This is a genomic window from Aeromonas sp. HMWF016, assembly GCF_963878195.1.
Taxonomy (GTDB): Bacteria; Pseudomonadota; Gammaproteobacteria; order Enterobacterales; family Aeromonadaceae; genus Aeromonas; species Aeromonas lacus.
This window is the reverse complement of the sequence record NZ_CAWNWX010000122.1, coordinates 57,917-70,316: the sequence shown is the minus strand read 5'-3', so window position 1 is coordinate 70,316 and position 12,400 is coordinate 57,917. Positions and strand designations below refer to the sequence as shown.

Here is a 12,400-nt window from a genome sequence, read left to right as displayed (position 1 = left end):
AATTTGAACTATCTGCATAAAATACATGCACTATTTCCGCACTATTTTTGTGCCCTCTGGAAATATGAAAAACGAAAAGGAACTCAATCAAAACCATAATTAATCAAAATAATTTCAAATTAATTCCATGGATTCGGCAAGGTTTTGTCTCATAAATATGCAAAGTGGAGACATCTACCCCTGTTTTGGCCATTACAAGCTTCATCATCCTGTTTAATAAGTTATTATCAAAGCCATGGACTCTACCGGGATATGACGGTAGGTTGCGTCCCCTTGCTGCTTGCCAGCTACCATTTCAGCTCTGTGCTTTTTTTCAACGCTTCAAACAACAGGGATTGCCATGAGCATCACACGCAGAGATTTTCTCAATGGCGTCGCCATCACCATCGCAGCAGGCATCGCCCCCATCAACCTGCTCAAGGCTGCCGAAGGCGGCAGCGCGCTGGCTGACAAGACGCTGGTCTACCCGCCCGCCCTCACCGGCCTGCGCGGCAACCACCCGGGCTCTTTCGAACCGGCCCACAGCATCGCCCGCGATGGCAAACAGTATGACTTTGCCAATGTCCCCCTTGAGGGAGAGGTCGATCTGGTGATCGTCGGCGCCGGCATCAGCGGTCTGGCCGCAGCCTGCTTCTATCAGCAACTGCTCGGCGCGGATAAAAAGATCCTGCTGCTCGACAACCACGATGACTTCGGCGGCCACGCCAAGCGCAACGAGTTCACCACTCCCGATGGCCTGCGTCTGGGTTACGGCGGCAGTGAATCCCTGCAATCACCGCGCTCGGTCTACAGCCCGGTGGCACTCGGTCTGCTCAAGGCGCTGGAGGTCAACATCGATGAACTGGCCGCCGGTTTCCAGCAGACTTTCTATCCTGATCTGGGGCTCAGTCGCGGCGTCTATTTCGACGAGAAGCACTTTGGCGTCAACAAGATAGTGAACGGTGATCCGGGCCATAACGTAGCGGATGACATCCCGCGCGATCGTCTTAACGGTCGTCCGCTGGCGGAGTTTATCGGTGACTTCCCGCTGGATGATGCCGACAAGGCCGCCCTGCTGGCCCTGCATGAAGAAAAGACCGACTACCTGAGCGGCATGAGCCGCGAGCAGCAGGATGAGTGGATCACCCGCAACAGCTACACCACCTTCCTGCGCGACAAGGTGGGCCTGAGCGAACGTGCCATCACCTACTTCCAGCAGCGAACCAACGACTTCCAGGCAGTCGGCATCGATGCCACTGCCTGCGCCGATGCGCGCCTCTGTGCCCTGCCCGGCTTTGGCGGCCTCAACCTGACTCCGCTCGATGCCGAGGAGCAGGCCGAGCTCGACGATCCCTATATCTTCCACTTCCCGGATGGCAATGCCGGCCTCACCCGCCTGATGGTGCGCAAACTCATCCCGCAGGTGGCGCCGGGTCACACCATGCAGGATGTGGTGCTGGCCAAGTTTGACTACAGCAAGCTCGACCTGCCGGAGCACAAGGTGCAGCTGCGCCTTGGCAGTACCGCCCTGCAGGCGAAAAACGTGCGCCTCGCCGATGGCAAGCTGGCAGTGGACGTCACCTACATCAAGGAGGGGAAACTGCACCGGGTGCGCGCCAAGCAGTCAATCATGGCTGGCTACAACATGATGATCCCCTACATGGTGCCCGAGATGCCGGAGCCCCAGAAGGAGGCGTTGCGCCAGAACGTCAAGGCGCCGCTGGTCTACACCAAGGTGGTGATCAAAAACTGGCAAGCCTTCGTCAAGCTGGGGGTGCACGAGGTCTACTCCCCGGCCGCCCCCTACAGCCGGGTCAAGCTCGACTATCCGGTCAGCATGGGTGGCTATGAGCATCCCAAGAACCCGGATCAGCCGATGTGCCTGCACATGGTCTATGTCCCAACCCTGCCGGGCAGCGGTCTGTCGGCCCGCGAACAGTCCCGCAAGGGGCGCGCGATGATCCTCGGCATGCCGTTCGAGCAGCATGAACAGATGATCCGCGAACAGCTGCAGGGGATGCTGGGCAGCGCCGGTTTCAACCATGAGCAGGATATCCTCGCCATCACGGTCAACCGCTGGTCTCACGGCTACTCCTATGTCACCAACACCCTGTTTGATGACGAGGAGCAATGCGAGAAGTGGATCGAGCTGGGGCGCAAGCCGGTCGGCAACATCACCATCGCCAACTCGGATTCGGGCTGGAGTCCCTACGCCCACGCCGCCATCGACGAGGCGTGGCGCGCCGTCAACGAGCTGGTCGCCATGACCAAGGGAGGTGCCCAATGAGCCGCGCCCTGTCACTGACTGCCAGCGCCCTGCTGCTGGCGCTGCCCGCCCTTGCCGCTCACGCGGCTCCCGCCATGTCGGTGGGTGAGTATGTAGCCAAACTGGGCGATTGCGCCGCCTGTCACACCAGCGAGGCAAGCAAACCGCTGGCTGGCGGCAAAGGGTTCCCTACCCCCATCGGCACCGTGTTTGCCACCAACATCACCCCCGACAAGACTCACGGCATTGGCAATTACAGCCTGCCGGAGTTCATCAAGGTGATGCGCGAAGGGGTGGCCCGCGATGGGCATCGCCTCTATCCGGCTATGCCCTACACCGCCTACGCCAAGATGAGCGACGAGGATCTCACCGCCCTCTACCACTACCTGATGCAGGATGTGCAGCCGCTGGCGGTGGCCAACAAAGAGAGCGATATACCCTGGCCGCTCAACATGCGCTGGCCGCTGATGGGGTGGAACTGGGTCTATCACGATGACAGCCGCTTCACCCCGGTCGCTGGCAAGAGCGAAGAGTGGAACCGCGGCGCCTATCTGGTGCAGGGTGCCGGTCACTGCGGCAGCTGCCACACCCCGCGTGGGCTTGGCATGCAGGAGAAAGCGCTGACCGAGGCGGATCCCGTCTACCTGAGCGGTGCCGCCCTCGACGGCTGGTATGCCCCCGACATTCGCGGCAACCGCTACGACAAGCAGGCGCTGATCGACCTGCTGAAAACCGGCCGCAGCCAACATCAGGCGGTCGCAGGCCCAATGGCAGAAGTGATCACTCACAGCAGCCAGTATTTCAGCGACGCCGATCTGGCCAGCATCGCCACCTACCTCACCGACCTGAAAGAGGAGCCGGCGGTAGCGAAAGGAGCCCGCGCCTATGCCAGTGCCGGCGGCAAGGCGGACTACGCCATGTACTGCTCCACCTGCCACGGGGTCGATGGCAAGGGCAATGACCACGTCATTCCCTCGCTGGTGAACAACCGCACCGTGCTGGCGGACGATCCGGCGAGCCTGCTCAACGTGCTGCTGCATGGTGCCGAGACGCCCATCACCCGCGGTCATCTCGGCTACCACATGCCGGGCTATGGCTGGACCATGGATGACGAGCGGATCGCCGAACTGGTCAATACATTGCGCGCCTCCTGGGGCAACGAGGGGCAGGCGATCAAGGCTTCTGCGGTCAAGGCCCAGCGCGAGCTGCATGGCAAGGAGTAAGGGCAAGCCGCTCTCTCTTGGCCAAGCGCCATAAAAAAACGGGCCTCCACTGGAGGCCCGTTTGCTATCTGATGCACTCGGACTGCTTTACCCTTTGCGTGGCTTGGCGCCCGGGGCGGCGACGTGACGGTAGTCGCCATAGGGGAAGATATTGCGAAAACGCTGGGCCACCGGCTCGGGGATGGAGCGGGAGAAGACCAGCTTGACCCCGTCGCCATCGCGATGTCCCACAATGCGTCCACGCACTGTTTCGTGGCGCAGGATCTGCTTGGCATGCTCAATAAAGGCGGGCGACACCTTGCCCTGCTTGACCACCACCTTGCCGGGTGCAAGGCGGATCTCGAACAGGGCGCCACGCCCCAGCTTCATCAACCACCAGATCAGGGCTATCGCCACTATCAAGGAAATCCAGGCCATCCCAATCCCTCCTAACGTCTTGATATCAGGCAGTATAAGCACCTGTGCGCCGCGATTGTTTGGCGGGGATCACAGCCGCAACGCAACGCGCGCCACCACGAATCACCGCCAGACCGTCGAGGACTTTTAACGGCGCTTGCCCCAGGCCACCAGCGTCTCACGATAGAGAGCCAGCAAGGCCTCATCACGCACTGCCACTCCGACCTGCTGTGGGCGAAAATCGGCCCAGCCATCGTGGGAGTGGCGCTTGCCATCAAACTTTTGCAGGGTGTGGCCGATGGCCGGGCCACTGTTGATCACCCGCACCGGCCCCTCGCGCAGGGTGAAGAGGGTCGGGTCAATGACATAGGCGATGGCGGACGGATCGTGAACATGGCAGCCGGAAAGCCCCAGCTTCTCGGAGTAAAAGCGCAGGTAGAATCGGCTGACATCCCACAGGAACTGGCCCGGCTCACCTGCTTCGTCGCGCAGCGCATCGAGATAGTCGCCGCTGAAAAAGCTCTGCTGGGTCACATCCAGCCCGATGATCACCACCGGCCAGTCGGCAGTAAAGACCCGGTCGGCAGCATCGGGATCGTCGTGGATATTGGCCTCGGCATAGGGGGTGACGTTGCCACGATGACCATTGATACCAAAAGCGCCCCCCATCACCACCACCTGTTTCACCAGTGAAACAATCTCGGGCGCCTGCTGCAGCGCCAACGCCAGATTGGTCAGGGGCCCGATGGTGACGAGGGTGATCTCCCCCGGCGCCGCTTTGACCGCCTCGACAATATACTGCCAGGCGGGACGGGGATCGGGCGCAATAGTCACCTCTCCCGCCTCCAGGTCACCAAAGCCGCTCGGGCCATGGACTATGGTGGTGGGGCCGACCGGCTCGCGCAGCAGCGGCGCCGCTGCGCCTTTGGCCACATCCGCTTTCATGCCGTACTTCTGCTTGAGCCAGAGGGCGTTGCGGGTGCCATTGGCGATGGTGGCGTTGCCAAAAACGGTGGTGATGGCGAGCAGCTCGATGGCGGGGTGCGCCTCGGCAAAGAGGATGGCCATGGCATCGTCGATGCCCGGATCGGTGTCGAGAATAATCTTGTGAGTCTGGATCTTGTCAGTCATATGACCTCCCTGCAGCGACAAAAGGGGGAGTCTACCGGGCTCGCCGCCCTTTATCCCGGCAGGGGATCACACCCTGAACCTTTGTTTGCACTTTCCGGCATCGCATCAACGATCCACACCCCCCACAACAAAAAATGGCGCGGCCACTTGGGGCCGCGCCATTACGATTCATTATCTTATTGTGCAGGAACCAGGTTCCCGGCATTGCCGCTCAGCGTTTACGGTGCCAACGCGGCGAGGTGGACTTCTCTCCCCAAGGGGTCACGCAGGGGAGCAGAGCCCCTTCAATCACCGCATCGCAGCTGGCCAGCGCCTCGGCAATCTTCTGATGCAGCACCCGCAACACCTTGCCTTCGTGCTCGGCCAGCGAGTGGCCGGCGGCAAAGAACTCCGGCTGATATTGCAGCGCCAGCTTCTGGGCAAATTCGTAAGTGTTGAAGCAATCCGGCATCCGCTCAACCACATCTTCAAGCCGGGTCAACAAGCTGTTCAATTCCCTGGTCATAATGCTCCCTCCGTGCATGTGAATAGCCAAAAACTACCTCTTATTAGATAAGCCACCAACGAGCAAACCACAAAAGTGTGGGGAGGAACACAGTTCTCTCTTGCGTCCAGCTGCCGGTGGCAGGGGCAGATGATGCCAGCTTTACACTTGCGCAACAAACGACTAGATTTAGACCGACCAATCAGTCGGTTGTTTTTCAGACGGAGAAGAACATGGGAGTCGCACCGCATCAGCACAGTCCGGAGGATATCCTCGCCATCAAGCTGGCCCTGCCCGAGCAGCTGGAGCGGCTCAAACGGGCGAGCCGGGAACACCCCATGCCGACACTGGCCGAGCGGCGAACCCAACTGACCAAACTCAAGCGGGCGCTGCTGGCTCACAAGGAGCAGCTCTGCACGGCGCTGGCGCAGGATTATGGCCAGCGCAGCCACTACGACAGCCAGATCGCCGACATCCTCCCCTGCATCATGCAGATCAACTACACCCAGAAGCGGCTTAAGCGCTGGATGCAGCCCCATCGCCGCCATGCCGGTCTGCTGCTCGCCCCCGCCAAAGTGGAGGTACACTTCCAGCCGCTCGGGGTGGTCGGCATCATAGTGCCGTGGAACTTTCCGGTGATGCTGAGCCTCGGCCCGCTCATCACCGCCATCGCGGCAGGTAATCGGGCGATGCTGAAACTCTCCGAGTTCACTCCCCACACCAACGCCGTGCTGCGAGCACTGCTCACCACCACCTTCAACGAGGACGAGATCGCCGTCATAGAGGGGGATGCCCAGATGGCGGCCGCATTCAGCTCGCTCCCCTTCGATCACCTGCTGTTCACCGGCTCCACCATGGTTGGCAAGCTGGTGATGGCCGCCGCCGCGCCCCAGCTCACCCCGCTCACCCTTGAGCTGGGTGGCAAGAGCCCTTGCCTCATCGCCCCCGACATGCCGGTTGAGACCGCCATCGAGCGGATGATCTTCGGCAAGAGCCTTAACGCTGGCCAGATCTGCGTTGCCCCCGACTATGTGCTGCTGCCCCGCAGCGAGGTGGAGAACTTTATCGCCGCCTATCGCAACCACTTTGCCAAGCTCTACCCTGCCGGGCTCGCCAGCCCCGACTACGGCGCCATCATCAACGATCGCCAGTATCAGCGGCTGGTCAGCTGGCTCGATGAGGCCAAACAGGCGGGAGCCCAACTCCACCCCTGCGCCACTCCGGCGCGGGATGATCAGCGCCGCCTCCTGGCCCCGCATCTGCTGACCGGGGTGCCGGGCCACTGTCAGGTGATACAGCAGGAGATCTTCGGCCCGCTGCTGCCGCTCATTCCCTACGACACGCTGGAGGAGGCGCTCGCCTATATCGCCGAACGTCCCCGCCCGCTGGCTCTCTACCTGATGAGCTTCGATCCCGAGCTGCAGGCGCGGGTGACCCGGGAGACCCACTCCGGCGGCATGGCCATCAACGAGAGTCTGTTCCAGGTGGCGGCTGATGATGTGCCGTTTGGCGGCATCGGCGCCTCCGGCATGGGCCACTACCACGGCCACGAGGGATTTCTCACCTTCTCCAAGGCGAAAACCGTGCTGACCCGCGGCAAGTTCACCACCGGCTCCCTGATCCATCCGCCCTACAACAGCTGGATCCTGAAGCTGATGATGGCTTTCTTCCTGCGTTGACGGAGCCCGCCATGACCGACAAGCGCCGCCAAATCCTGGATGCAGCCCTCGCCCTCTGCGCCGAAGATGGTCTGCAGGGGGCTGCCACCGCCCGCATTGCCAAGGCGGCCGGGGTCGCCAACGGCACCCTTTTCCACCACTTTCCGAGCAAGGAGGCACTGATCCTCCAGCTCTATCAGGATGTGAAGACCCGGATGGGCGCAGCCATCTGCGAAGCCGATCCCGAGCTGGCACTGCGCGAGCAGATCCACCACTACTGGCAGCAGGCGATGAGCTGGATGCTGGCCCACCCCAACGAGCTCAAATTCGTGCTGGGTTTCTTTCACTCCCCCCTGCTGGCGCGCCCGGCCCGCAGCCAAATCCTGAACGATACCCTGCGCTTTCTGCCCGCTCTGCTGGTAAAAGGGCAGGCCAGCGGCGAGCTGATGCAGGCCCCCGCGCCGCTGTTGCTGGAGGTGTGTCAGGGGCAGTTCCTCGCCTGCGCATCACTCTTTGTCGATCAACCCGAGCTTGGGCAGGATGCCCACTGGCAAGCCAGTGCCTTTGCCCTCTTCTGGTCAGCCATCTCAGGAGCCAACCCCTATGACAACTCCGACCGTTGAATCTCTGGCCACACTGGGCCGCCGCCTCTGGATCACCACTCTGCTCTGGGTCGTGGGCCGTACCCTCTGCCGCGCCGCCCGTATCGACGAGGCGGTGCGCCGCGAACTGGCCCCCTTGCCGGATGGCCTGGCCATTCGTCTTGAGGTGGGGGGGCTTGATTACGCCATGAACATGCATAAAGAAGGAGGGCGCTGGTATCCCGGCACGCCGGCAGCACCCCATGCCACCATCCATCCGCTGCGGGTGCGCTTCAAGCACCCCAATATCGCGTTTCGCGCCTTGAGCTTTCGGCTCGGGGTCAATCAGGCGTTCAGTGAAAACCGGCTGCTGGTAGAGGGGGACCTGACCACCGCCATGCATCTGGTGCGGGGGCTTGAGCAGTTGCAGTCCCTGATCCTGCCCGCCTTTATCGCGCGGCCGCTGCTGCGCCACTATCCGGCCCAGCGCAACAAGCTTGGCCGTGCCTGCAACATCTATCTGGGTCTGGTAACCGGCTGAGCGCAAGGAGCCTTGATATGAGCCGCTATTACGATTTTTTCTGTCCGGTCAAACTGCTGGCCGGTGAACAGGCGCTGGAGCAGCTGGCCAGCGAGCTGGCAAGCCTTGGTGCTCGCCGCCCGCTGCTGCTGACCGACAAGGGGGTCAATGCCACTGGTCTTGCCACCCTGCTGGCCAATGTACTGGCCGAGGGGGAGCTGCCGGTTGCCGCCATCTGGGACGAGATCCCGGCCGACTCCTCCACTGCGGTGGTGGAGCGGATCGCCAAACGCTACGCCGAGCTCGATTGCGACAGTCTGGTGGCACTGGGGGGCGGCTCGGTCATCGATACCGCCAAGGCGGCCAATATCCTGGCATCCATGGGTGGTGAACACCTGCTCGACTACTCGGGCGCCGGTTGCCTGACCCGCCCCCTCAAGCCGCTGGCGGTGGTGCCCACCACCGCTGGCACAGGTTCCGAGGTAACGCTGGTGGCGGTGATCAAGGATGAGGCGAGCGGGCGCAAGGTGCCCTTCACCTCCCCCTTCCTGCTGCCACAGCTGGCGGTGCTCGACCCTCGTCTGACTCAGGGACTGCCCCTCAACATCACCGCAGCCACCGCCATGGATGCCATGACCCATGCCATTGAGGCCTTTATCGGCACCGCCAAAAACCCGGTAAGCGATGCGCTGGCCCTGATGGCGGTAGAGAAGATCGCCAATGCCCTGCCTCTCATCCTCAAGGATCCGCAAAACAAGCAGCTGCGGCTGCAGCTGGCCGAAGGTTCCACACTGGCGGGCATGGCTTTCTCCAACTCCATGGTGGGGCTGGTGCATGCCCTCGGCCACAGTCTGGGTGCCCGTTGCCATCTGCCCCACGGCCTGTGCATGAACCTCTTCCTGCCTACCGTGCTCGACTACAACCGCCCCGAGGTGGATAACGAGTTGGCCCGCCTGCTGCTGCCGCTGGTGGGAGCCGAGCGCTTTGCCGCCACCCCGGCCCACCTGCGAGCCGAGGCGACCATCACCGCCATCCGTACCCTGCGCGATACCCTCTGGCAGGCGGTCAAGCTGCCGCGCACCATGAGCGAGGCGGGGGTGAGCGATCGCTCGCTGCTCGGGGAGATACGGGATCTGGCGGTCAACGACGGAGCCATGCTGTTCAATCGCAAGGATGCCGACCGTGAGCAGTTGCTCACTCTGCTGGAGCGGGCCTGGGCCTGAATCACGCAGACAAAAGATACCCGGCAGAGCGCCGGGTATCTTTTGAGCAGGATCCCGATATGACACAGAGAGGAGACATCAGGGGAGGATATTGACCCCATGCTGCCGTTATCTGTTCTATACCTTGGCTAACAGTTATTGTGCAGACAGCCATCTTCATGCCAGAGGTGCCCACCATGAGCGACATCATTCATCAGGCCAACCAGCAGCAATTCATCTGTATGGTGGAGGGGAAGGAGTCGAGATTGCGCTACCGGCGCCTCGATGCCAAGACCATCGATGCCTACAGCACCTTTGTACCGCCCGAATTGCGGGTGCAGGGGATTGCCGATCAGCTGGCCCGCGCCCTCTTCAACTGGACTCAGGCAGAGGGGCTCACTATAGTGCCCAGCTGCAGTTACATTGACGTCTGGTTACGCCGAAATGCCAATAGTTGAGCCATTAGATCCCAAGCAAGAACAAGCCTTCCAAGCCAAAACCGAAGCGCTGCTGCGGGCCGATCCACAGCGGATGGCCTGCCTGCAAGCCGCCGCCGAGCTCAATCTGACCGACTGGGCGCTGGGGGCCGGCTTTATCCGCAACCTCATCTGGGATCATCTCCACCACAAAACCGAGCCCACCCCGCTCAACGATATCGACCTTATCTACCTCGATAGCAGCGACCCGCAAGGGCTGGCCGAAGCGGAGCACGAAGCCTGGCTCGCCAAACGGCTGCCCGGCCAGCAGTGGGAGGTGCGCAATCAGGCCCGTATGCACACTCGCCAGCTGGTGGCGCCGTTTGCCAGCAGCCTTGAAGCGCTCAGCCACTGGGTCGAGGTGCCCACCTGCATCGGCGTGCGCCTGACCCAAGATGGCGAGTTCGAGTGGCTTGCCCCCTATGGCTTTGCCATCAACTGGTCGTTGCAAGTGAGTGCCAACCCCAGATGCCGCCAGGACAAACAGATCTTCACCCAGCGCATCAAGGAGAAACAGTGGCAGACCCTCTGGCCTGACCTTCAGGTAAACTGGCCATAACCTGATTGCAATCTTTCGATAACCTTGGGCACACTAGGGTAAAAGCTGGTTGTAACTCAATGGGTTAAATAATGCGCGACTTCTTCTCTCTCGAACGCTGGCTACCGGGCCTCGCCGCCCTGCTGCAATACCAGCGCGCCTGGTTGATGCCTGACCTTCGCGCTGGACTCTCGGTCGCTGCGGTGGCCCTGCCCGTGGCCATTGCCTATGCCGAGCTCGCCGGGGTCGGCGCCATCGTCGGCCTCTACTCCTGCATCCTGCCCATGCTGGTCTATGCCCTGTTCGGCACCTCCCGCCAGCTGATCGTCGGCCCTGATGCCGCCACCTGTGCGGTCATCGCCGCCGTGGTGACGCCACTGGCCGCTGGCGACCCGACCCGCCACTGGCAGTTGGTGATGACCATGACCGCCATGACCGGCTTCTGGTGCCTGATTGCCAGCCGCTTCAAGCTGGGGGTGCTGGCGGACTTTCTCTCCCGCCCGATCCTGATGGGGCTGCTCAACGGTGTGGCCATCACCATCATGGTGGGCCAGCTCTCCAAGATCTTCGGCTTCACCTTCAGCGAGCGCTATCTCATCGAGCGGATCGCCAACGGCACCACCTACATCACCCAGACCCATCTGCCGACCCTGGCCATGAGTCTGGTGGCACTGGCCACCCTGCTGCTGGCCAAGCGCTTCCGGCCAGCCTGGCCCTCCTCCATGGTGGCCATGGTGATCACCGCTGCACTGGTGTGGGCACTCAACCTCGGGCAGTACCATATCGCGACCCTCGGTAAGGTAGGCTCCGGCCTGCCCGCCTTCCAGATGCCGGAGTTTCCCCCGGGACTGATGCGGGAGCTGGTACTGCCGGCCCTCAACCTCGCCATGGTGAGCTTCGTCTCCATGATGCTGACCGCCCGCAGCTTTGCCGCCAAAAACGGCTACGAAATCGATGCGGACAAGGAGTTTCGGGCGCTCGGCATGGCCAACCTCGCCTCTGCCATCTCCCAGGGCTTTGCCATCAGCGGTGCGGATTCGCGCACCGCGGTCAACGATGCCAACGGCGGCAAGAGCCAGCTGGTCTCCATCATCGCCGCCGGGGTAATCGCCCTCATCACCTTCTACCTCACTGCGCCACTGCAATACATCCCGACCGCAGCCCTCGGGGTGGTGCTGGTGATGGCATCCCTGTCGCTCACCGACTTTCGCGGCCTCTGGGCGCTGCGCCACTCCGACCGCGCCGCCTTCTGGCTGGCGCTGGTCACCTTTATCAGCGTGCTCACCATGGGGGTGATCCCGGGGATCACCCTTGCCGTGTTGCTGGGGCTGTTCCAGTTCCTGCGCAATGTGATGCGTCCCACCGACCAGCTGCTCGGTATGGATGACGAAGGGGTGGTACGCACCCTGGGGGACAACGAGCAGGCCAAGGCGATCCCGGGTATTCTGGTCTATCGCTTCAACTCACCGCTCACCTACTTCAACGCCCCCTACTTCAAGCGGCGAGTCATGGCCCTGCTGGTGCAGGATCCTCACAATCCCAAGTGTCTGGTGATCGATGCCGTCGCCTGCTTTACCCATCAGGACATCAGCGTAATGAGCATGGTGGGGGAGCTGCACAAGGATCTGAAACGGCGCGGCATCCATATGGTGATGGCGGGACGCCACGGCCAGATGACCCACTGGCTCAAGCAGGCTGGCGTGCGGGTGGGCGACGAGGGGATCATCCTCTGCCCCGACATGTATCAGGCGCTGCGCATGACCCGCTGCTACCGCGAGCCGGTGTTCAGGGATGACGATGTGGTCGAAAGTACCACGGATGCCATCCTCTCCCGCTGGCCACAGGATGATGCCCTGCCCGACTCGGCGCGTCTTACCCTCCCCTGCGAGCAGGAGGCGGGTACCACGCCGGCCTAATCCGTCGGCTAGCTCCTCTGGCCGGAGAGT

At 62.0% G+C, this 12,400-nt stretch carries 12 protein-coding genes; 9 read left to right on the top strand and 3 right to left on the bottom strand.

Going from position 1 to position 12,400, the window contains the following annotated elements:
• The first annotated feature begins 340 nt into the window (after positions 1–340).
• Positions 341–2,266, top strand: a complete 1,926-nt coding sequence (locus AACS24_RS21025; protein ID WP_108571893.1) for an NAD(P)-binding protein — start codon at positions 341–343, stop codon at positions 2,264–2,266.
• Positions 2,263–3,468: a c-type cytochrome gene (locus AACS24_RS21020; RefSeq protein WP_108571892.1), complete on the top strand. Its 1,206-nt coding sequence runs from the start codon at positions 2,263–2,265 to the stop codon at positions 3,466–3,468. Before AACS24_RS21025 ends, AACS24_RS21020 begins: the two co-directional genes overlap by 4 nt.
• 87 nt (positions 3,469–3,555) lie before the next feature.
• Here AACS24_RS21020 and AACS24_RS21015 read toward each other — a convergent pair whose 3' ends face one another.
• From AACS24_RS21015 to AACS24_RS21005, 3 genes are all read right to left on the bottom strand, one after another.
• Positions 3,556–3,885 (bottom strand): DUF3634 family protein, encoded by a 330-nt coding sequence (locus AACS24_RS21015; RefSeq protein ID WP_033114291.1) that lies wholly within the window; start codon positions 3,883–3,885, stop codon positions 3,556–3,558.
• A 126-nt stretch (positions 3,886–4,011) separates the two neighbouring features.
• The gene (locus tag AACS24_RS21010; protein ID WP_108571891.1) at positions 4,012–4,995 is read right to left on the bottom strand and encodes a nucleoside hydrolase; all 984 of its coding nucleotides are present in this window, start codon (positions 4,993–4,995) and stop codon (positions 4,012–4,014) included.
• Between the two features lie 211 nt (positions 4,996–5,206).
• The gene (locus AACS24_RS21005; protein ID WP_019446630.1) at positions 5,207–5,500 is read right to left on the bottom strand and encodes a hypothetical protein; all 294 of its coding nucleotides are present in this window, start codon (positions 5,498–5,500) and stop codon (positions 5,207–5,209) included.
• Between the two features lie 212 nt (positions 5,501–5,712).
• Between AACS24_RS21005 and AACS24_RS21000 the strand changes: the two genes are divergently transcribed.
• From AACS24_RS21000 to AACS24_RS20970, 7 genes are all read left to right on the top strand, one after another.
• Positions 5,713–7,158 (top strand): coniferyl aldehyde dehydrogenase, encoded by a 1,446-nt coding sequence (locus AACS24_RS21000; protein ID WP_108571890.1) that lies wholly within the window; start codon positions 5,713–5,715, stop codon positions 7,156–7,158.
• 11 nt (positions 7,159–7,169) lie between these two features.
• Complete coding sequence (locus tag AACS24_RS20995; RefSeq protein ID WP_033114288.1) at positions 7,170–7,760, top strand: TetR/AcrR family transcriptional regulator; 591 nt, start codon at positions 7,170–7,172, stop codon at positions 7,758–7,760.
• Positions 7,741–8,259: a hypothetical protein gene (locus AACS24_RS20990; protein ID WP_041208617.1), complete on the top strand. Its 519-nt coding sequence runs from the start codon at positions 7,741–7,743 to the stop codon at positions 8,257–8,259. The genes AACS24_RS20995 and AACS24_RS20990 overlap by 20 nt, the downstream gene beginning before the upstream one ends.
• A 17-nt stretch (positions 8,260–8,276) precedes the next feature.
• Positions 8,277–9,461 (top strand): iron-containing alcohol dehydrogenase, encoded by a 1,185-nt coding sequence (locus AACS24_RS20985; RefSeq protein WP_041208619.1) that lies wholly within the window; start codon positions 8,277–8,279, stop codon positions 9,459–9,461.
• A gap of 176 nt (positions 9,462–9,637) precedes the next feature.
• Entirely contained in the window at positions 9,638–9,898 is a 261-nt protein-coding gene (locus tag AACS24_RS20980) for a GNAT family N-acetyltransferase (RefSeq protein WP_033114285.1), read from the top strand.
• On the top strand, positions 9,885–10,475 hold the full coding sequence (locus AACS24_RS20975) for a nucleotidyltransferase family protein (protein WP_108571889.1): 591 nt from the start codon (positions 9,885–9,887) through the stop codon (positions 10,473–10,475). Before AACS24_RS20980 ends, AACS24_RS20975 begins: the two co-directional genes overlap by 14 nt.
• Positions 10,476–10,546: 71 nt before the next feature.
• Positions 10,547–12,370, top strand: a complete 1,824-nt coding sequence (locus tag AACS24_RS20970) for a SulP family inorganic anion transporter (protein ID WP_033114283.1) — start codon at positions 10,547–10,549, stop codon at positions 12,368–12,370.
• The last annotated feature ends 30 nt before the right edge of the window (positions 12,371–12,400 follow it).